The organism is Mesorhizobium loti, from assembly GCA_014189435.1.
Taxonomy (GTDB): domain Bacteria; phylum Pseudomonadota; class Alphaproteobacteria; order Rhizobiales; family Rhizobiaceae; genus Mesorhizobium; species Mesorhizobium loti_G.
This window is the reverse complement of sequence record CP050293.1, coordinates 2,269,991-2,291,562: the sequence shown is the minus strand read 5'-3', so window position 1 is coordinate 2,291,562 and position 21,572 is coordinate 2,269,991. Positions and strand designations below refer to the sequence as shown.

Annotated in this window: 12 protein-coding genes and 1 pseudogene; 5 read left to right on the top strand and 8 right to left on the bottom strand. The window is 63.8% G+C overall.

Features of this window, described 5'->3' with window-relative positions:
• The first annotated feature begins 154 nt into the window (after positions 1-154).
• Positions 155-6,551 (top strand): annotated as a pseudogene (locus HB777_10950) (kinesin).
• 317 nt (positions 6,552-6,868) lie between these two features.
• Here HB777_10950 and HB777_10945 read toward each other — a convergent pair.
• Genes HB777_10945 through HB777_10930 form a run of 4 tightly spaced genes read right to left on the bottom strand, consistent with a single transcriptional unit; the run spans position 6,869 to position 10,955 of the window.
• Positions 6,869-7,597: an ABC transporter gene (locus HB777_10945; protein QND64375.1), complete on the bottom strand. Its 729-nt coding sequence runs from the start codon at positions 7,595-7,597 to the stop codon at positions 6,869-6,871.
• Positions 7,557-8,930, bottom strand: coding sequence for an MCE family protein (locus HB777_10940; GenBank protein QND64374.1), 1,374 nt, complete (start codon positions 8,928-8,930; stop codon positions 7,557-7,559). The genes HB777_10945 and HB777_10940 overlap by 41 nt, the downstream gene beginning before the upstream one ends.
• Positions 8,931-8,944: 14 nt before the next feature.
• Positions 8,945-9,766, bottom strand: coding sequence for an ABC transporter ATP-binding protein (locus HB777_10935; protein ID QND64373.1), 822 nt, complete (start codon positions 9,764-9,766; stop codon positions 8,945-8,947).
• A gap of 1 nt (position 9,767) precedes the next feature.
• The gene (locus HB777_10930; GenBank protein QND68734.1) at positions 9,768-10,955 is read right to left on the bottom strand and encodes an ABC transporter permease; all 1,188 of its coding nucleotides are present in this window, start codon (positions 10,953-10,955) and stop codon (positions 9,768-9,770) included.
• Positions 10,956-11,031: 76 nt separating this feature from the next.
• Here HB777_10930 and HB777_10925 point away from each other — a divergent pair, with 76 nt between their 5' ends.
• Positions 11,032-12,015, top strand: a complete 984-nt coding sequence (locus HB777_10925) for a dipeptide epimerase (protein ID QND64372.1) — start codon at positions 11,032-11,034, stop codon at positions 12,013-12,015.
• Here HB777_10925 and HB777_10920 read toward each other — a convergent pair.
• Positions 11,986-13,200 carry an MFS transporter gene (locus tag HB777_10920; protein ID QND64371.1) on the bottom strand — a complete coding sequence of 405 codons (1,215 nt, stop codon included), beginning with the start codon at positions 13,198-13,200 and terminating at the stop codon, positions 11,986-11,988. The two genes, HB777_10925 and HB777_10920, sit on opposite strands and share 30 nt — an antisense overlap.
• Positions 13,201-13,325: 125 nt before the next feature.
• Entirely contained in the window at positions 13,326-14,108 is a 783-nt protein-coding gene (locus HB777_10915; protein QND68733.1) for a UDP-2,3-diacylglucosamine diphosphatase, read from the bottom strand.
• A gap of 152 nt (positions 14,109-14,260) precedes the next feature.
• Between HB777_10915 and HB777_10910 the strand changes: the two genes are divergently transcribed.
• The 3 genes from HB777_10910 to HB777_10900 all read left to right on the top strand — a co-directional run bounded on the left by HB777_10910 (position 14,261) and on the right by HB777_10900 (position 18,847).
• A complete protein-coding gene (locus HB777_10910; protein QND64370.1) occupies positions 14,261-15,040 on the top strand; it encodes an SDR family oxidoreductase in 780 nt (259 codons plus the stop codon).
• Positions 15,041-15,217: 177 nt separating this feature from the next.
• The gene (locus tag HB777_10905) at positions 15,218-17,542 is read left to right on the top strand and encodes an NADP-dependent malic enzyme (protein QND64369.1); all 2,325 of its coding nucleotides are present in this window, start codon (positions 15,218-15,220) and stop codon (positions 17,540-17,542) included.
• Between the two features lie 90 nt (positions 17,543-17,632).
• Positions 17,633-18,847, top strand: coding sequence for a DUF2865 domain-containing protein (locus tag HB777_10900; GenBank protein ID QND64368.1), 1,215 nt, complete (start codon positions 17,633-17,635; stop codon positions 18,845-18,847).
• Here HB777_10900 and HB777_10895 read toward each other — a convergent pair.
• The gene (locus HB777_10895) at positions 18,765-20,138 is read right to left on the bottom strand and encodes a glutamate--tRNA ligase (GenBank protein ID QND64367.1); all 1,374 of its coding nucleotides are present in this window, start codon (positions 20,136-20,138) and stop codon (positions 18,765-18,767) included. The genes HB777_10900 and HB777_10895 overlap by 83 nt on opposite strands.
• A 164-nt stretch (positions 20,139-20,302) precedes the next feature.
• On the bottom strand, positions 20,303-21,481 hold the full coding sequence (locus HB777_10890; protein ID QND64366.1) for a hypothetical protein: 1,179 nt from the start codon (positions 21,479-21,481) through the stop codon (positions 20,303-20,305).
• Positions 21,482-21,572: the final 91 nt, after the last annotated feature.

The following is a 21,572-nucleotide window of genomic DNA, read 5'->3' as shown; positions in this document are numbered from 1 at the left end:
CCTTATATTTAAAGTTTTACGTATCCCGCGGAATGCATGTTTTCTTTACCCCCCTGTGTCATTACGATACGAGGGGTCCATTTTCAGCCTCCTGCGCGTGGTACGACAAACACAATTATAAGGCCCGCGGCAGCTAGTACAGGGTAGCGAAGGCATGGCGAAGAAACCAACGACGACGAGAACTCTCGACAGCGACGTGGCCAGGGAACTGGAAAAGGCGCTTGATATCGACCTCGGCAATGATGTCGGCAGCGGCGACCTCGACATCGCGGCTTCGATGGAGGATCTGGAAGCGCAGATATCCCAGGCAGCCGACGAGTTGGCACGCGAGGGACGCAATCAGAAACCAGAGTCCGTAGTCTCTCAGAGCCAGGCCCAGAACCAAGCCGCAAAGCCCGCGCCTAAGGCCAAGCCTGCCGAGTTGCGCCCCGTGGAACCACGCAATGGCGCCCAGCCCGCGGGTTTCGCGCCTGCCAATGACGATCGCCAGAAGGACTACAAGACGCTTCTGCACAGCCTCAACAGGCGTGCCTCGAACACCATTTACTGGGTCGTTGCCTTCGTTTCGCTCGCCTGGTTCGCCGGCGCCGGCGGCTTGGCCAACCTGCTTTTCGGACCGAGCATCTGGAGAATCCGCACGCTCGACCAGTTCCTTGCCCGTCCGGAGCTGATCGGCCTCGTCGTCGCGGCGATCGTGCCCGTCATCCTGTTCTGGGCCTTTGCGGCAATGATTCGCCGCGCCCAGGAAATGCGCATCGCCGCTCAGTCGATGACCGAAGTGGCCTTCCGCCTGACCGAGCCGGAAAACCTTGCCCAGGATCGCGTCATGATGATCGGCCAGGCCGTTCGTCGCGAGGTTGCGGCCATGGGCGAAGGCATCGAACGCACGCTTGCCCGCGCCGTCGAGCTGGAGACGCTGGTCCACAGCGAAGTCAACCAGATCGAACGCTCGTATTCCGAGAATGAATCCCGCATCCGTTCGCTGGTCGACGGCCTCGGCAGCGAGCGCGAAGCCGTCGTCACCCACGCCGAGCGCGTCCGCGCCTCGATCACCGGCGCGCACGAGACGCTGAAGGACGAGATCGGCGCCGCCTCCGACATCATCCGCGACTCGATCCTCAATGCGTCGACCAAATTGTCGATGACGATCACCAATTCCGGCGACACGCTGATCGACCGCATCAACGAAAGCTCGATGTCGATCTTCGATTCGGTGGAAGGCCGGCTCGATTCGATCACCGACCGGCTGTCGACCTCGGGCGAGGCCTTCGCCAGCCTTCTCGACACCCGCATTGCCAAGCTGACGGACACCACGGACGGCCTGACACGGTCGTTGACCGATCTGCTCGACGATCGCACCACCGGCATGGTGTCGCTGCTTGGCGGCGCCGCGCGCACCCTCAATTCCGAATTCGAGGCCAGCCTCAATGGCATCGAACGCACGCTCGCCGAACGCGGCCAGGCGCTGATCAGCGAATTCCAGACCCGCGCCGAGGCGCTGGACACCGGAACGCAGAAGCTCAATGCGGCCCTCGAGGCCCGCGCCCGCCAGATCAACGAGACTCTGGTCGAGCGCGCCCGCGAAATCGCCCATACCTTTGCCGAGAGCAAGGACACGCTGTCGGCGATGATCGATCAGGGCAAGACCCAGATCGGCGCCGACATGGCCGACATCGTCACCTCGACCTCCTCCATGCTCGAAGCCCGCGCCAGCGACTTCGCCGGGCGCATGGAAGCCGCCCGTCACGTCGTGTCGCGTTCGTTCGACAGCGACATCCAGCGGCTCGCCGACGCCCGCGTCGGCATCGAGGACGCTGTCGAGAACCACAGCAGGAAACTGTCCGAAAGCCGCGAGCGTATGGCCGCGGCCATGGAGGCCGACCTGGCGAAGTTCGCCGAGGGCCGCGCCGGCATCGATGCGGCGGTGACCAACCAGGTGCAGAAGCTGGCCGAAGGCCGCAACCTGATCTCGCGCGCTCTCGAAGAGGATCTGCGCAAGGTCAATGAATCGCGGGCGGCCATCGATGCATCGCTCGGCAGCCATCTCGAAAGGCTGGAAGAAGGCCGCAACAGGCTCTCCACTGCCTTGAACGAAGACTCCGGGAAACTGGTACAAGCTCGTACGATCATTGATGAAATGGTCGCAGGCCACGTCGGCAAGCTCGCCGAGGGTCGCAACATCCTGTCGCGCGCCCTGGAGGCCGATCTCGGCAAACTGTCCGACAGCCGCGCCGGCATCGACGGTCTGGTCGCCGGTCAGGTCGAGAAGATCGCCGAAGGCCGCGCCGTGCTCGCCAAGGCGTTGGAAAACGACATCATCGGCATCAAGAGCCTCATCGAAACCCATTCCGCCAAGCTGGTGGAGGACCGCACACAGCTTTCCCATTCGCTCGACAGCGACCTGTCCGGCATACGCAATCTGATCGAAGGCCATTCGGGACGGTTGGCCGAAGACCGCAGCCTGCTGTCGCAGACCCTTGAAGCCGACCTTGCCAAACTGGCCGACAGCCGTTCGAGCATTGACGGTCTGGTCGCCGGTCAGGTCGAGAAGCTGGCGGAAGGCCGCGACATTCTCAAGCGCGCGCTGGAATCCGACCTGAGCACGATCAGGGGCGTCATCTCAAGCCAATCGGAAAAGCTGGCCGAGGATCGCGGGCAGCTTTCGCGGGTCCTGGAAGCCGACCTGCAGAATGTGAACAGCGTCATTGCCGACCACATGAACAGGCTGGTTCAGGATCGCTCGGCTCTATCCAAAGCACTTGAGGATGACCTCGCCAAGCTTGCCGACAGCCGCTCCAGCATCGATGGGCTGGTTGCCGGTCAGGTCGAGAAGCTGTCGGAGGGCCGCGACATCTTGCGGCGGGCCCTGGAAGCCGACCTCAATGCGATCAAGGGGACCATTGCCGATCAGTCGCAGAAACTGGTCGATGACCGGGCACAGTTCGCCCGCGCGCTCGAGGCTGATCTCGAAAGCGTCAACGGCCTAGTCAACAGCCATTCCGAACGGCTCGTGCAGGACCGTTCGACGCTATCCAAGGCGCTTGAGGACGATCTCGCAAGCGTCAGCAGCTTGGTCAACAGCCATTCCGAACGGCTCGCCCAGGATCGTTCGACACTATCGCGGTCACTCGAGGCCGACATCGAAAACGTCGGCGGCCTCGTCAACAGCCACGCGGAAAGGCTTGTCCAGGAGCGCTCGACCCTGTCGAGGGCGCTCGAGGACGATCTTGCCAAGCTGGCCGAGGGCCGCTCCAGCATCGACGGTCTGGTCGCGGGCCAGGTCGAGAAGCTCGCCGAAGGCCGCGACGTTCTCAAGCGCGCGCTGGAAGCCGATCTGGCCAAATTGGCCGAAAGCCGTTCGAGCATCGACGGCTTGGTCGCTGGTCAGGTGGAGAAACTGGCCGAGGGCCGCGACATTCTCAAACGCGCCCTTGAAGCCGACCTGCAGAAGCTGACCGAAAGCCGTGGCGATATCGACAGCGTTGTAGCCGGGCATGTCGGCAAGCTGGCCGAAGGCCGCAATATGCTGACCCGCGCGCTGGAAGACGATCTCGGCAAGCTCGCCGAGGCCCGCAAGGACGTCGACCGCTCGCTGTCGGGCCATATCGATCAGATCGCCGCCAGGAGCACCGGCATTTCCGACGCGATCGCTGCCGATGTCGAGAAGATCGAGCAGGCGTTCAGCCGCCAGACCGGTATCATCGAAGAGCGCGCCGGAACCATGGAGCGTGCGCTTTCGACAGGTGTCGACAACGTCCGCAGCGTGCTCGAGAAGAGCGCTGTCTTTGTTGCCGGCGCCCTGCGCGAAAAGGTCCTGGAAGTCACCAGCACGCTGCATGAGCAGGCCGGGGCCGCGTTCAGCGACGCCGACCGCAAGATCGCCGAGCGCGCCGAGCAGACCTCCGCCGCCCTGCTGACGCGTGCCGAAGACATCGCCCGCACCTTCGAGGAGGCTGATCGTCGCCTGCACGCCCGTGCGGAAGATACGTCGAACGCCTTGCTTGCCCGCGCGGACGACACCTCCAGCTCGCTGCTGGCGCGCGCCCATGAAACCGCCGATCAACTGGCTGCTCGCGCAAGCCAGATCGCTGGCGCCTTCGACGTGGCGGACCAGAAGCTCGCCGCCCGTGCCCAGGAAACCGCCGATCAGCTGACCGTCCGGGCCCAGGACACCGCCGACCATCTGGCAGCTCGTGCAAGCGAGATTGCGGGCACGTTCGATGCCGCCGACCAGAAGCTGGTCGCCCGCGCCATCGAAACGGCCCAGTCGCTGGCCGCGCGCGCCGGCGACATCCTGCGCAACTTCGAAGGCGCCGACCAGCGGCTCGGCATGCGCATCGGCGAATCGGCCGAAGCGCTTGCCGCACGTGCATTGGACCTTGGCCGCATCTTCGACGCCGCCGACCAGCAATTGGTCTCGCGGATCGCCGAAGGTTCGGAAGCATTGTCGAGCCGTGCCTCGGAAATCGGCCGCATCTTCGACGACGCGGATCAGCGCCTGGTGTCGCGCATCGCCAACAGCACCACCACGATCGGCGAGCACGCCGAGACCATCGTCGGTGCCTTTGCCGATACCGAGCAGAGGGTTGCCGAGCGTGCAAGGCGGACCGGCCAGGAAATGGCCGTGCATGCCCGCGAAATCGAGCAGGCGCTTGCCGGCGCCGACGAGCGGCTCGCATCGAGCGCGGCAGCCGCGGCGGCCCGTGTCGAAGAGCAGGTCTCAGGTGTCGAGAACCGCCTCGCCTACACGGCCGAGACGATGGGCCAGAAGCTCAGCGAGCAGGTGTCGAATGCCGAGGCGCAACTCGTCTCGCGCGCCAATGTCATCGCGGAGACCTTCACCGCGGTTGGCCAGCATATCGGCCAGAGCACCAACGATGCCGCCAAGACGATCGGCGCCAACACCCGCGAACTCAACACCATGCTCGCGGCGCGTTCGGCCGAAATGTCGAAGATCCTCGACGAAACCGCACGGCCTTTGGTCGAGCGCTTCGCCCAGGGCGGCTCGGAACTGCAAAAGAGCATGGAAGCGGTCACCGAACGCGCCACCGAGAAGCTGCGCAGCGAGAATGCCGCACTTGTCGACGCGCTCGCCAGCCGCACCGCCGAAACCTTGTCGGCGGTCGAAGGCGCGCGCTCGTCGCTGTCCGACAGCGTCGCCGACCTCATCGGCCGCATGACCAAGTCCAGCTCGCAGCTCGGTCAGCTGATCGAGCAGGCCGCGGTCAATCTCGGCCAGGTCGACGAACGCCTGAGCGGCAGCACGCAAAGCTTCGCCGCCACCACCGAGAAGGCCGCGCAGACCTTCGCCAGCTCGGCGCGACTGGTCGATTCTGAACACGACAAGGCTGACGGAACTGTCGTCGTCCACCTTGCGCGAGGTCGCGTCGATCGCCACCAAGTTCGACGAGCACAGCCGCTTGCTGTCCAGCGCTTCGGACCTGTTGAGCTCGGCCCAGAGCAACCTCGAACACACGCTCGAACGGCAGTCGTCGCTCGAAGACCTCGCCGTCGGCCTGGTCAAGAAGTCGGAAGATCTCGAAAGGGTCATGCGCTCGTTCGAAAATCTCGTCGGCCAGACGCTGCAGAACGCCGAAGGCAAGACGATGGAGTCGGCCGACAAGATCCGCAACGCCATCACCGACGTCGTCGATTCGGCAACCAAGCGCTTCGCCGATGCGACCGAGGAGATGCGGCGCACAGCGGGCTCGATCAAGAGCGAGCTCGACCTCACCCGCGCCGAACTCAAGAAGGGCGTCATCGAGATGCCGGAAGAGGCCAAGGAATCGACCTCGGCCATCCGCCGCGCCGTTTCCGAGCAGATCAATGCCCTGAAGGAGCTTTCTGACATCGTTGCGAAGTCCGGCCGTGGCGGCGATGGGTCCGAGCCACGCAATCTGCGTCCGGCGCCGCAAGCGCCGGCCGCACGTGCTGCCGAGCCGCCGCGTCGCGCACCGGCTCCGCAGCCGGAGCTGCGCGCGCCTCAGGCGCCCTTGGGCGGCCCCGCATTGCGCGGCACGCTCGACCTTGAGCGTCCGGCCGAGGCGGCACCGCGCCAGCGTTCAGACGCCAACGCCCGCACGCCTCAGGGCGGCTGGGTGCGCGATCTGCTGACCGCGGCATCGAACGACGAGGACCTGAGGTCGGCAGCTCCCGTGGCGCCCGCTGAAGCACCGCGCCCGGCCCCTGCCCAGCGCTCGCCCCTGCATGTCGTGGAATCGCTGAACTCGCTCTCCGTCGACATCGCGCGGGCCATCGACCACGATGCTTCGATCGAGTTGTGGAACCGCTACCGGCGCGGCGAGCGTGACGTGTTCACAAGGCGGCTCTACACGCTGAAGGGCCAGCAGACGTTCGACGAGATCCGTCGCAAGTATCAGGCGGAGGCCGAGTTCCGCGCCGCCGTCGACCGCTACTGCGACGATTTCGAGAAGCTGCTCAAGGATGTCTCGCGCAACGACCGCGACAACATCATGGCCCAGACCTACCTGACCTCGGACACCGGCAAGGTCTACACCATGCTGGCCCATGCCAGCGGCCGTCTGCATTGATCAACCGATAGGGCAACAAACAAAAAGGCGGGAAATTTCCCGCCTTTTTGTTTGTCCGGGGCAGCAAGCTGGTGACGTGAGATGCAGCAGATGTCGTCGGTCGGCGCCGCCCCCCATCCGCCTGCCGGCACCTTCTCCCCGTATAGTGACGGGGAGAAGGGAGATGGCCGCATCGCTAGCGCCTAATTCCGCAACGTTGAGAGATTGGCGAAACCGTCAATGACGGCGTCTTTCTCCCCGTCACTATACGGGGAGAAATGCCCGACAGGGCAATGAGGGGCAGCACAGACATTTCAGCAATAGCTGCTGGGCGTGGCTCAGATCACCGAATCCGTCCAGCGCACGATCTGCTTGGCGGCATCGCCAAACGCATTGTCGAGCGCGCTGACATAGGCCGGGTTGCCGCTGCCTGAAACAGGCGCGCTGGCGGTGAAGCTCTTGGAGGCACGCACCTCGCCATTGCGATCGTTGAGGATGCGCACGAACAGGTCGACCTCGGCATGTTCGCCGCCCTCAACGCGCACCTCGAACGAGCGGATTTCGACGATCACCTGATAGTCGATCGCCAGGCCCTCGCCCGGCTTGCCGACGCCGGCAAAGCTGCCCGAACGCTGGAAGGTCTCGGCCAGCCGCGCCTGCACGATCAGCGGCAGTCGGTCGGCCCATTGCGCGCCCTTGAGATACTGGATCGAGCGATCCGACGGCTTGATGACGATGTTTTGGCTGTCCAGCGCCTTGAGCGCCGACGGCTGGGCAATCAGGATCTGGCGGCGACTATGGCCATGCGCGTCGACCGAAGGCGCCGACAGTTCGAACGTATCGAGCGGCGCGGGCTTGCCGCCCAACGCCGCGCAGCCGGCCATCGTCAGGGCAAGCAGTGCCGCAGCGGATGTCAACCCGCCCGTTTTCACCCATACAGACTTCACGCGCGATCCCCGTTGTCCCCGGAGCGTATGATCAACCCGCTTTCGCGGCTCATGTTCTTGGGGCGCGCCGACGCCGAAGTCAACGCCGCGCCCTGCCGTCGAACTGCCGAACCTCGCCATCGCCACCCGAAAGGATGCGCTGCGGATTGCGGCTGAGATCGGTCACCGCTTCCTCGATACGGCTGATCGAACGGCGGCTGTCCTGCACCAGCGCTTCGACATTCGAAAGCCCCTGGCCCGAGAAGCGCGCCAGATTGTCGGTGATCACGCCAAGGCGCGAATTCAGCGTGTCGGCAACCTGCTTGAACGACTTCAGCGTGTCCCTGGCATCGGCCATCACGCCGTCGGCCTGCCCCGAGCCGAGCAAGGTGTCGACCCTGGCGAGGATGCCGTCGACACGCACCGAGGCGTCGTTGAGCCGCTGCGCCAGTTGCTTGGCATCCTTGATCGTCTGGTTGATATCGTCGGCCCGTTCGGCGAACTTGTCAGTCACTTTGGCGATATCGGCGGCCGCTTTGTCGGCGTTTTCACTCGCCTTCTGGATGTTGGCGAGCGCTGTGCGCACCTGCGCCGGATCGATGCCGTCGAGCACGCCGTCGACCTTGGCCAGCGTGCCTTGCGTCTGCTTGGCGAAATCGTTGACCGAGCCGACCGCCGTGTCGACATTCTTGATCACGCCGTCGAGCTGCTGCGTCGTCTGCTTGAGGTTTCCTGTCACCGTATCGACGTTGGCGACAATGCTCTTGATCTTGTCCTTGTCGACGGCGTTGAGCAGGCCTTCGGCTGCCTTCAGCGTACCGTCGAGCTTGCCGGAAACGCCTTTCAGCTCATCCGCCAGCGTGCTGGCGGCGGACAAGAACTTGTCGATGCCGTCCGAATTCTTGGCCAGCGCATCCGAGAAGGTCTGCACATTCTGCACGGTCTGCGTCAGCGGGCCGCGAACGTCCTTGGTGAAGCCTTCGAGCTCCGTCAGCACCTTGTCGGCGCGGGTGAAGATGTTCTGCGCCGTCTGCAAGAGGTTGGTCACCGCCGACGGATTGGCGACGATCTCGGCGACCTTGCCTTCCTTTTCAGCCTGGTCGAGGAGCTTTACTTCCTTGGGGTCGGCGCCCTTGAGTTCGATGTTGGCCTGCCCGGTCAGGCCGGCAAGCCCGATATCGGCCTGCGTCGACTTGGTGATCGGCGTCAGGCGGTCGATCTCGGTGTCGGCAATGGCAACCGTTGGATTGTCGACGTCGATATAGACGCGTTTGACGTCGCCGACCTTGACGCCGTTGAACAGCACGAAACTGCCGCGGCCAAGCCCGGAGGCCGAGCCCGGAATGCGCACGCGCAGCAACGTCGTCTCGCCCTTGTCGCCGATCGCCGCCGTCCAGTAGACGAACGCGAACGCCGCCAGGATCGCGGCCAGCGTGAAAATGCCGACAATGACGTAGTTGGCTCTGGTTTCCATTGCCTCACTTATGGCTATGCGCGCGCCGCAAGATCAAGTTGCCGGGCGCGTTTTCCGCGGAAATAGGACTTTACCCACGGTTCCTCGCTCTTCAGCATGTCGTCTATCGTGCCTTCGACCAGCACCTTCTTGTTGCCAAGCACTGCCACCCGGTCGCAAGCCGTGAACAACGTGTCGAGATCATGCGTGACCATGTAGACGGTCAGGTCCATCGTGTCGCGCAGCTTGACCACCAGTTCGTCGAATTCAGCCGCGCTGATCGGATCCAGACCCGACGTCGGCTCGTCGAGGAAGACAATGTCGGGATCGAGCGCCAAGGCGCGAGCCAGCGCTGCCCGCTTGATCATGCCGCCGGACAGTTCGGACGGGAATTTCTGCGCCGCATCTGGCGGCAGCCCGACCAGTTCGATCTTGAGCAATGCCAGTTCGTCCATCAGCTTTCGCGGCAGGTCGAGATATTCGCGCATCGGCACCTGGACATTCTCCAGCACCGTCAGCGCCGAAAATAGGGCGCCATGCTGGAACAGCACGCCAAGCCGCATGTCGATGCGCAGCCGCTCCACATCGCTCGCTTTCTCGATATCGACATCGAACAGCTTGATCGTGCCCGACTGCTTGCGCGTCAGGCCGAGAATGGTGCGCAACAATACGGATTTGCCGGCACCCGAGGCGCCGACAAAGCCAAGGATCTCGCCGCGCCTTATGTCGAGAGACAGTCTGTCCAGGATGAGCTTGTCGGCGAAGGACACGCTGATGTCGTGCGCGGAAAGCACGATGTCGCCCTCGCCCGCATCGTTCACCGGTGTATCCGCCCTTTTCCTTTCTCTCAGCTTCATCTCAGAACTCGATCGCTGCGTAGAAAATGGCAAAAAGCCCGTCGAGGATGATGACGACGAAGATCGACTTCACCACCGAGGCTGTGACGTGCTGGCCGAGTGATTCCGCGCTGCCGCCAACCTTCATGCCTTCGACCGAGGCGATCGTGCCGATGATCATGGCCATGAATGGCGCCTTGATCAGGCCGGCAAAGATCGTGCTGAGGTCGATGGCGACGCGCAGCCTGTCGATGAAAGCAGCCGGCGGGATGTCGGAATAGAGCCACGCGGCCAGGATGCCGCCGCCGAGTGCGGCGAAATTGGCAATGATGGTCAGGCACGGCAAGGCGATGACCAGCGCCACGAGCCGCGGAAAGACCAGGACGCCGATCGGGTTGAGCCCGATGACCTTCAGCGCGTCGACCTCCTCGCGCATCTTCATCGAGCCGATCTCGGCGGTGATCGCGCTGCCGGAGCGGCCGGCGATCATGATCGCCGTCATCAGCACCCCAAGCTCGCGCAGGATCAGCACGCCGACGAGGTCGACGACGAAGATATCGGCGCCGAAATAGCTGAGCTGGTAGGCGCCTTGCTGGGCAACGATGGCGCCGACGATCGCCGACATCAGCACCACCACCGGAATGGCGCCGACGCCCATGCGGTCGATCTGGTTGAAGATCGCCGCCGGGTTGACGGCATGACCACGCCCGAGCTTCATCTGCGCGCCGCGGATGGTGGCGCCGAGGATGTTCATCGAGGCGAGGAAGTCGTCGCGCATCTCGTAGACGCGCCGGCCGACCGCCTCCAGCGCGCGAATGACGATGTTGGGCGGCCGCGACGGGCCGGAGTCGGGTTCGCGCCGCACGGCCTCGCTCACCGCGTCGAGCAGGATCGAAGCGATCTCGCTCTGGCCTTGCATCTGGATCTTGACGCCCTTCTTCTCGAAGGCGCTGACCAGCCGGTCGATCAGCCAGGCGCCGGCGGTGTCCATCTTCTCGATCTTGGAAAGATCGAGCGCCAAGGTCTTGAAACCGCTTCGCTTCTCGATCTTGCGCATATCAGCGTCGATCAGCGCGACGGTCCGTGTTGTCCAGATTCCGGAGAAAGCACAGCCGAGAACGCCGTCCTCCTCGCCGATCGCCACGCGCGGTTCGTGGTCAGCCTCCCCCGCGGTCGTGCCGCTTGCGTCGCGCTTGCCGATGGTCAACATGGCGTCCTGTTTAGCCTGACGGGTTTGACCTGTCGATTTGCCGACGACGCTTGTCGCATAGCCGGAGCAGAAAAATATGGCGCGTGTCATTTCGGTTGAGTCCGAGCGTTTTCCGATCGCCGGAACCTTCACCATTTCACGCGGTTCCAAGACCGAAGCCGAAGTGATCTCCTGCACGATAAGCGAGAGCGGCCACGCCGGACGTGGCGAATGCGTTCCCTACAAGCGCTATGGCGAGACCATGGACGGCGTCCGCGAGGCGATCGAGGCCATGCGCGGCCGGATCGCCGGCGGCACCAGCCGAACCGCCTTGCTCGATGCCATGCCGGCCGGAGCTGCACGCAACGCCATCGACTGCGCCCTGTGGGACCTGGAAGCAAAGATCAGCGGAACATCGGTCGCGGATGCGATAGGTGCCGCTCCACTGCGGGCGCTCGAAACGGCCTACACGCTGTCGCTCGGCGAGCCGGAGGCGATGGCTGCGCAGGCTCGCGCCAATGCGGCGCGGCCGCTGCTCAAGGTCAAGATCGGCGGCGACAACGACATCGACCGCATCCGCGCGGTCAGGCAAGCGGCGCCTGACAGCCGCATCATCCTCGACGCCAACGAGGGCTGGAGCGACGACAACATCGTTGCAAACCTCGCCTTTGCCGCCGAACAGGGCATCGCGCTGATCGAGCAGCCGCTGCCGGCCGGTCGTGACGAGATCCTGCGCCATATCGCGCATCCGGTGCCGATCTGCGCCGACGAAAGCGTGCACGAGGCAAAGAATCTCGAAGCGCTTGTCGGCCTCTACGATGCCGTCAACATCAAGCTCGACAAGTCGGGAGGCCTGACAGCCGCCCTTGTGCTGCGCGATCGCGCCCGCGAACTCGGCTTCGGCGTGATGATCGGCTGCATGGTCGGTACATCGCTGGCCATGGCGCCGGCGGTGCTGCTCGCACAGGATGCCGATTACGTCGACCTCGACGGTCCGCTGCTGCTTGCCCGCGACCGGGTGCCCGGCCTTGTCTATCAGGGGTCGCTGGTGTCACCGCCCGATACGGCGCTGTGGGGCTGAGCGCGCAGCCAGCCCGATCAGCACGAGGCCGACGATAGCGATCGGAATCATCACAAGGAACCCATCGACGCCGAGACGGTCATAGAGCGGGCCCGAAGCAAGCGTAACAGCGGCCATGAAGAAGCCATTGAAGAAATAGGCGATGCCTTGCGCAGCACCGGTGCGCTCTTCGGAGACAGTCTCGGCGATCATTTTCTGCAGGCCGATCAGCACCATTGCGACAGACACCGAATGCAGCGACTGCACGGCGAAGAAGCCGGGGATGCCAAGACCAAGCGGCCACACCAGTGGAAAGATGACCCAACGCACGATTGAACCGATGCCGGCGATCACCATCACTTTGACGACCGACACGGAAGCGAAAATGCGATTGAAAAACAAAAACATGCAGACTTCGCAAACCACGCCCCAGGCCCACAGCAGGCCGACGACGGAATCGCTGATGCCGATCGATTTCCAGTAGATGGAGACGAAGCCGTAGAGGAAGGCGTGGCTGGCGGTAATGATGCCGACGCCAAAGGTGAAGTAGAGGAAATAGGCATTGAACAGGCTAGGCGCGGCGTGCTGGATTTCCGCGGCCGACAGCGGCGAAGCCTTGCGCGGCCGCCCCATTCGCGGCGCAAACAGGGCTGCGACAAGCGCTGCGGCAAGCGCCACGAATATGATTATCGGCACAGCTTTGGCTCCGGCCGCCGCCAGGATGAAGCCGCCCACAACATTGGCGCAGAAATATGAGATCGAGCCCCATTTGCGCATAGCGGTGTAATTCGAGCCGAAGCGGCGCACCCCAGACAACGCCAGCGAATCGGCCATTGGCGAATGCGGTGTCCAGACGATCGTCAAAAGCAGCGATACGGCCAGCACGACCGCATAGGTCGCTGGCAGGAAATAGCCGGCCGAAATGGCCATCGTTGCCGCGACCAGCGCGATGTAGACGTTGGCGCGGTCCTTCGCCCGGTCGGCAAATGCCGTCAACATAGGCGTCGTCACGACGCGCAGGAACATCGGTGCGGCAAGGATCACGGCGATCTGTTCGGCGCCGAAGCCCTTCGCCTGCAGCCAGAGCGGAAAATAGGGCAGATGCGTGCCCTGCGACACGAACAGCGTCGCGAAAATCAGGCTCATGCGCAGCTCGAAATGGCGCGGCTTGACGAGTTGTTCGGGCGAAAGCGGCGGCAGGGACATGAATCGATCCAATTACGTTGCGCTCGGCCGGACGGCAACGCGTATCGATCCCTTAACATGGGCGAAAACCGGGCGGAACCGGCTGGACTAATCGATTGATCCCAGAGCCGAAACGAACGCCGGCGCTATGCTGCCTGCCCTACCCGGTCTTCGATGAGCAGCGGGATAAAGGGTTCATCCGGCGCCTCGGGCAGCACCTGCGCCCAGGTCAGGATTTCCATCCGGCCGTCGAAGTGCTCGACCACAGCCGTGCAGCTTTCCACCCAGTCACCGGTGTTGATGTACTGGACGTCGCCAAAATTCTCGATCGCGGCATGATGGATATGCCCGCAGATGATGCCGTCGACATGTGAGCGGCGCGCCTCGTCCGCAAGCATGGTCTGGAACGAGCCAATGAAGTTCACTGCCTTCTTGACGTTGTGCTTGGCCCAGGAAGAGAACGACCAGTATGGCAGGCCGAGCAGCTGGCGCAGCCGCGTCACCACACGGTTGACCAGCATGGCCGCGTCATAGGCATGGTCGCCGAGATAGGCCAGCCAGCGCGCATTGTGGACGACGGTGTCGAACTGGTCGCCATGGATGACAAGCAGCCGCTTGCCGTCGGCGGTCTCGTGGATGGCGCGGTCGGCGACGACAATGCCACCGAAATGCACGCCCTGGAACTGGCGGGCGAACTCGTCATGGTTGCCGGCGATGTAGGTAATATTGGCGCCCTTGCGCGCCTTGCGCAGCAATTTCTGCACGACGTCATTGTGGCTTTGCGGCCAGTGCCAACTCCGCCGCAACCGCCAGCCATCGACGATGTCACCGACCAGATAGATGATATCGGCATCGTGATATCTAAGGAAATCGATCAGGAATTCGGCCTTGGCCGCCTTCGAGCCCAAATGGACGTCGGAGATGAACATGCTGCGGAACGTGCGGGGCTCTTGGCCGGACATCGCGATTTCACCGTTGCTTTCGCGTGCCTATGCCCCGATTCATGCAACAACCGTATGACGGTTGCGATTGGTCCAGCCGAAGGACTAGCTTGCCGCCGGCTCACAAGGAGAAAATCATCATGGATCTCGGTATCAGCGGGAAGAAGGCCATCGTCTGCGCTTCGAGCAAGGGACTTGGGCGCGGTTGTGCCATGGCGCTGGCAGAGGCCGGCTGCGACATCGTCGTCAACGGACGCAATACCGAGTTGGTGGCGAAAACCGCCGCGGAATTGCGCCAGCGCTATGGCGTCATGGTGACGGAAGTCGTTGGCGACGTCTCCAGGCCCGAGATACAGAAGGCGCTGCTCGCGGCCTGCCCGGACCCGGATATCCTCGTCAACAACAATGGCGGACCGCCGCTTCGCGACTTCCGCACGCTTGATCGCGAAAAGATCCTCGAAGGCGTCACCCAGAACATGGTGACGCCGATCGAGCTGGTCCAGGCTGTCCTCGACGGCATGGCGACGCGTGGCTTCGGCCGCATCGTCAACATCACCTCGCTGTCGGTCTATGTACCCATTCCCGGCCTCGACCTGTCGTCCGGCGCGCGCGCCGGCCTGACCTCGTTCCTTGCCGGCGTGGCCCGAACCGTCATCGACCGTAACGTGACCATCAACAGTCTTTTGCCGGGCAAGCTCGACACCGACCGGCTGCGCGGCCCGCACGAGGCCGGCACCGTCGAGGACCCTGCCGCGGCTGCCGCGCGCAAGACACGCATCAGTGCCGACGTTCCGGCCAAGCGGCTCGGCACGCCGGAGGAATTCGGCCAGATCTGCGCCTTCCTGTGCTCGGTCCATGCCGGCTATCTGACCGGACAGAACATACCGGTCGATGGCGGTCTCTACGTCAGCGCCTTTTGATCGACGCACCTGCCGAACAGCAGGACTCATCTGCTATGAAATCGGCATAAGCATTTGATAGATCACGGCTTTCGATGCGCCGGCCGGTAAAGCTGCCGGCGCGTCAATTAGCGTCGCGAAAAACCTCGGCTGCATGCTAAAAGGGAATCTCCAGCCAGATTTCGAGGGAGCGGCCGCATGGAAGGCGAGAGCAAAAAGACGGCGCGTTCGGACCTCGACGAAGCCGCCCTCTACTTCCACAAATACCCAAGACCTGGAAAACTCGAGATCCAGGCGACCAAGCCGCTCGGCAATCAGCGCGACCTCGCGCTCGCCTATTCGCCTGGTGTCGCCGCCCCTTGCCTGGAAATCCGCGACGATCCGGCGACCGCCGCCGACTACACGGCGCGCGCCAATCTGGTCGGTGTCGTGTCCAACGGGTCGGCCGTGCTCGGCCTCGGCAATATCGGCCCGCTGGCCTCCAAGCCGGTGATGGAAGGCAAGGCTGTCCTGTTCAAGAAATTCGCCGGCATCGACGTCTTCGACATCGAGATCGACGCGCCCGGCATCGAACGCATGGTCGAGACGATCTCGGCGCTGGAGCCGACCTTCGGCGGCATCAACCTCGAGGACATCAAGGCGCCGGAGTGCTTCGAGGTCGAGGAGCAGTTGAAGGCCCGCATGGGCATACCGGTGTTCCACGACGACCAGCACGGCACCGCCATCATCGTCGCTGCCGCCGTGCTCAATGGGCTGGAATTCGCCGGCAAGACCATATCGGACATCAAGATCGTCACCTCAGGTGCAGGTGCCGCCGCCCTTGCCTGCCTCAACCTGCTGGTCTCGCTCGGGGCGCGGGTCGAAAACATCTGGGTCACCGACCGTTTCGGCGTCGCCTACAAGGGCCGCACCGACGAGATGGATCGCTGGAAAGACCCCTATGTGAAGGACACCGAGGCGCGCACGCTGGCTGACGTCATCTCTGGGGCCGACGTCTTCCTCGGCCTGTCGGCGGCAGGCGTGCTGAAGCCGGAACTGCTCCAGCACATGGCGCCAAAACCGCTGATCCTGGCGCTGGCCAACCCAAACCCCGAGATCATGCCGGAAATAGCGCGCGCGGCGCGTCCCGATGCGATGATCTGCACCGGCCGTTCCGATTTCCCCAATCAAGTCAATAACGTACTGTGTTTTCCTTACATTTTTCGCGGCGCGCTCGACTGTGGCGCCAGCGCCATCAATGAGGAGATGAAGATGGCGGCGGTGCGGGCAATCGCAGCGCTCGCACGCGAGGAGCCTTCCGATGTCGCGGCCCGCGCCTATTCCGGCGAGACGCCGATCTTCGGGCCCGAGTTCCTGATCCCTTCGCCCTTCGATCCGCGCCTGATCCTGCGCATCGCGCCCGCGGTCGCCAAGGCTGCCTGCGACACCGGTGTCGCGACAAGGCCGATCACAGACTTCGCCGCCTATATCGACAAGCTCAACCGCTTCGTCTTCCGCTCCGGCCTGGTGATGAAGCCGGTGTTTTCGTCCGCCAAGGCGTCGGCCGCCAAGCGCGTCATCTATGCCGACGGCGAGGATGAGCGCGTGCTGCGCGCGGCACAGGTCGTGCTTGAGGAAGGCATCGCCGAGCCGATCCTGATCGGCCGCCCCCACGTCATCGAGGTACGCCTGAAGCGCTACGGGCTGCGCATCAAGCCCGGCGTCGATTTCGGCCTGATCAACCCGGAGGACGATCCGCGCTACCGCCACTATGTCGACCTCTTGATCGAACTCGCCGGCCGGCGCGGCGTGACGACGGAGGCCGCGCGCACCATGGTGCGCACCGACAACACGGTCATTGCGGCCCTGGCGCTGAAGCGCGGCGATGCCGACGCCATGGTGTGCGGCCTCGAAGGCCGCTTCGAGCGGCATCTGCGCAACGTCACCTTGATCATCGGCCCGCGCACCGGCGTCAAGGATCGCGACCTGTCGACGCTTTCGATGCTGATCTCGCAGCGCGGCATCATCTTCCTCACCGACACGCACGTCTCCGTCGACCCGACGGCCGAGGAGATCGCCGAGATGACGGTTCTGGCGGCGGAAGAAATCCAGCGCTTCGGCATCGAGCCGAAGGCGGCGCTCCTGTCGCATTCGGATTTCGGCTCGCGCGATTCGCCGAGTGCACTCAAGATGCGGCAAGCAGCGGCAATCCTGGCGCGTATCGCCCCCGAACTGGAGTGCGACGGCGAGATGCATGCGGACTCGGCTTTGTCGGAGCATCTGCGCCAGCGCGTTTACCCGCATTCGCGGCTCAAGGGCGAAGCCAATCTGCTGGTGTTCCCCAACCTCGATTCGGCCAACATCACGCTGACCGCGCTCAGGACCATGATGGATGCGCTGCATGTCGGGCCGATCCTGCTCGGCACCGACATGCCCGCGCACATATTGACGCCGTCGGTGACCTCGCGCGGCGTCGTCAACATGACGGCGCTCGCCGTGGTCGAAGCAGCCCACAAGGCGCAGGCGGTCGTCGATCTGGGCTGAACACGGATTTCGCGGTAAACTGCAGTTAACCGCGAACACGGTAGCCTTGCGGGCCAACGGGCGGGTTTTGGGCAGGCGGAGTTTGGGCGGATGGCAAGCGGAGGGTGGAAGCAGGCGCATGCTGCCGTGCTGCTTGGCCTTCTGTTGTCCGCAACCTGGGGGGTAGCCGAGCCACAGGCCGCTTCGCGGGTCTGCCGCCAGTTGGAAGCCGATCTTGCCGCGGCCTCACGCGGCGGTGGTGGCGGTCCGGCGCTGATCCGGAAATATGACGCCGCCATCGCCAGGCAGCATGAGCAGATTTCGAAGGCCCGCAGCCAAGCGAGCCAGGCAGGGTGCGGCTTTTCGCTGTTTGGCCGCAACCTCAATCAATGCGCCGGGCTCAACGCCACCATCGATCGCATGAATGCCAACCTCGATGCGCTGCAAGGCAAACGCGAGCGGCTTGCCGGCGGCGGCTCGCGCCGTGACCGGGGACGCATCCTGGCGGCACTTGATGCCAATGGCTGCCGCGACGACACCGTTGCGCCTCGGCGTGCGCCCTTACAGGAAGCGAACCGCGACGGCGGCAGCACAAACCTGTTCGACCAGCTTTTCGGCGGCAACAGCCAGCAGCTCGACACGCCAGATGCACTTGACCAGCCTGACGATCCCGACGAAGAGCGCAGCGTCCGCCGGGTGCTCAATCGGCCCGGTATACCGGACTTTCCGAGCGTCGGCGGTGAATTCCACACCTCCTGTGTACGCACCTGCGATGGCTACTTCTTCCCGATGTCGAACTCGGCCTCGACCAGCGACTTCGAACGGGATCAGAAGAATTGCGGATCGAGCTGCCCCGGCACCGAGATGCAGGTTTTCTACTCGCGCGGCATGGACGACGATTCGGCCAAGATGACATCATCCGTCACCGGCCAGCCCTACAGTGAATTGCCGACCGCCTATCTCTACAAGCAATCCAACATCCCTCGGCCGCCGGCCTGCGGCTGCAATGCCGCCGCGCAGGGCTTCCAGATCATCGCCGGCAATCCGCCGTATCCGGAACAGTCGTTGCCCGATACGGACGCTGCTCCGTTCATCCCGGTCCCGGCGTCCAAGCCGGATCCAGGTGCCGATCCGGAAACCCTGGCCAATCTGGAAGGCGGGCTCGATCGCGAGGCGATCAAGCGACTTTCGGTCAAGCCGGTGACGTCGCCAGTGTCAGCGCTGCCACCGGAACAGCGCAAGGTCAGGGTCGTCGGGCCAACGTTCCTTCCCGACCCATCAGCGGCAATAGATCTGCAAGCTCCGGCCCCGAAGACAGTCCGGTAAGGGCTGTTCTGAGCGGCATGAACAGGGCTTTGCCCTTGCGGCCGGTCGCTTCCCTGATCTTGCCCGTCCAGTCCTTCCAGATCGTCGCGGTCCAGGGTTCCTCCGGCAGCAGATCGAACGCCTGTCCGAGGAAATCGCGGTCTTCATCGGAAAATTCCGGCTTCTCCTGCGGGCCCTCGCGCAGGATACGCCACCAGTTGACCGCATCGGCCAGCCTGTCGAGATTGCCGCGCACCGCCAGCCAGAACGGCTCGGCCTGCTCGCCCGAGACGCCGAGCACGATCAGCCGGTCTTGCGCCTCGGCGAACGGCATGTGGTGCAGCAGTGTCCGGTTGAGCACGAACAGCTCGTCCGGATCGAACTTGGCCGCCGACTTCGAAGTTGCCGCCGGATCGAAGCGTTCGGCGAGTTCACCCATCGTCGGCACCGCCGCGACATTCTCCGAAGTGCCGACCAGCACGGCCAGCGAGGCGACCGCCATCGGCTCGATGCCGTCCTCGCGCAGGCTTTCGATCGAGAGCGCGCCGGTGCGCTTCGACAATCCCTCGCCCGATGCGGTGGTCAGGAGGTTGTGGTGGCCGAACACTGGCGGCGTGGCAGCCAGCGCCTGGAACAGGGCGATCTGCACGCCGGTGTTGGTGACGTGATCATCGCCACGGATGACATGGCTGACGCCCATCTCTATGTCGTCGACCACGGAGGGAAGCGTATAGAGATAGGTGCCGTCCTCGCGCACAAGGACCGGGTCGGAAAGCGAAGCGAGGTCGACGGTTTCCTCGCCGCGCACCAGATCGTTCCAGTGGATTTCGGTGCGTTCCGGCTGTTGCGGATCGCTTGAGAAATTGGGGAGGAGGAACCGCCAGTGCGGACGGCGGCCATCGGCCTGGTATTCGGCGATCTGCTCGTGCGTCAGCGCCAGCGCCTCGCGGCCATAGACGGGCGGCAAACCACGCGTGCGGCGCACCTTGCGCCTCAGATCGAGTTCCTCCGGCGTTTCATAGCAGGCATAGAGAACGCCTGCCGCCTTCAGCCTCTCGACCGCCGCGTCATAGACCTCGAAACGCCGCGACTGGTACTCGGTGGCGTCGGGAAAAATGCCCAACCAATGCAGGTCGTAGAGGATGGCGTCGGAAAACTCCTGCTTCGAGCGGGCAATGTCGGTGTCGTCGAAGCGCTGGATGAAGCGACCCTTGTTGTTCATGGCAAACAGCCAGTTGAACAGAGCCGTGCGCGCATTGCCGATATGGATGCGGCCGGTTGGCGACGGGGCGAAACGAACGGTAACTGTCATGAACGGGGCGTACCGGATGCTTTTGTGATTGACAAGACGCGCCCCCGCGCTGCCCGGCAGACATAGAACATGGCGGCTGGAATGAAAAGACCGGGGCGGCGCGCGCCTCAGGCGGCGCTTAGGCGGCAGCCAGCCGGTGGCGCCGACGAACAGGTCGTTGAAGGCTACCCGTGGCCGAAGTCGTCGGAACTGAGGCGGGTCCAGCGGTCGCCCATCACCCCACCGATAAAGATGTCGCCGGAGCGGACCGCTTCCGTGACCTCGGCGATTCGCGAGCGGACCATCGTCCCCCCGGCATAGCGGAAGAAGACATTCCTGTAGCCGAAGAGTTGCGGCATGAATCTGCTCTGCGTCTGCCCGGTGATACCCACGCAACCCATATCCCGCGCGGCCGAGATAAGGCCATCCAGGGTCGCGCGCCAGTGAGATCCGGACGCCTGGATTTGCAACAGGTTCGCGATATCGCCGGCTTGACCGTAGAAGGCATAGCAGCCGAGCATTTTGCCCGTTTCGTCGTAAGCCCCACCGAAATGAAGTGGGCCGTCGGCCCGCTTCTCGGCCGCTAGCGCGAGCAGCCGTGGCAGCTCGCCATCCTTCCAGCTCGGCCGAAGAGAGTAATCGGACAGCAGGGTCGGCAGCCGCTCGGCAAATTGCACGGCATCGATCGGCTCGCAGTGGACCCGTTGCGACGCTGAAAGCTGGACGGGGGGCTCGAACCTTCTTTTCGCAAGAGCATCGAATGCTCTCGCGCAGGGATCGAGTGCCAAGCGAGGCAGGCCGGGCCACTTACGGTGCAGTGTGGCGGCGGCCATCGCGGCTGGTCGGAAAATACAGGTCCATCCCAGACAATGCACCGGCAGGAGCTGATACTTCATCGGGCGCGCGAAGGCCAAGGATGTCCGGTTGGCCGAATCGGTCAGCTGCAGATCGAATTCGCCTTGGTGCAAGGCACGCAGCAATTGCGGTCCGGCCGAGCCGTCATCGGTGCCGGGGTCGGCCATGAGCGGACCGATGATCGCCGCATTCAATGTCGCTCCGTTGAGCTCGTAGCGGGCTTTCAGGACGCCGAGGAACCCACCCAGACGACCTTGCCGGTTGACCTGGACAAGAGCATTGCTCGCACCGGACTGGCCGGCAGGGTCAAGATAAATCTCTCTCATATACGCGGCCGTCTCCGCGATCGCGCGATCGCGCAGATGACGCCGCCGCCGGCGAAACTTGGTCAGGAAGAGTGCGGCGACGCTCTCGAGATCTTCGGCAGCGAGCGGCCGAACCGAGCCGTGCGATTCCAGCACCGACGGCGCGGCCACCTTTCCCGGACCGGCATTTGCGGAAAGATGCATCGCGAAGAGCGCCCCTGGGTTGCCTTTCTTAAATATATATCAACCAAAGGTAGAAACAACATTTCTCGATCGGTATGATGAACAGGCGTTT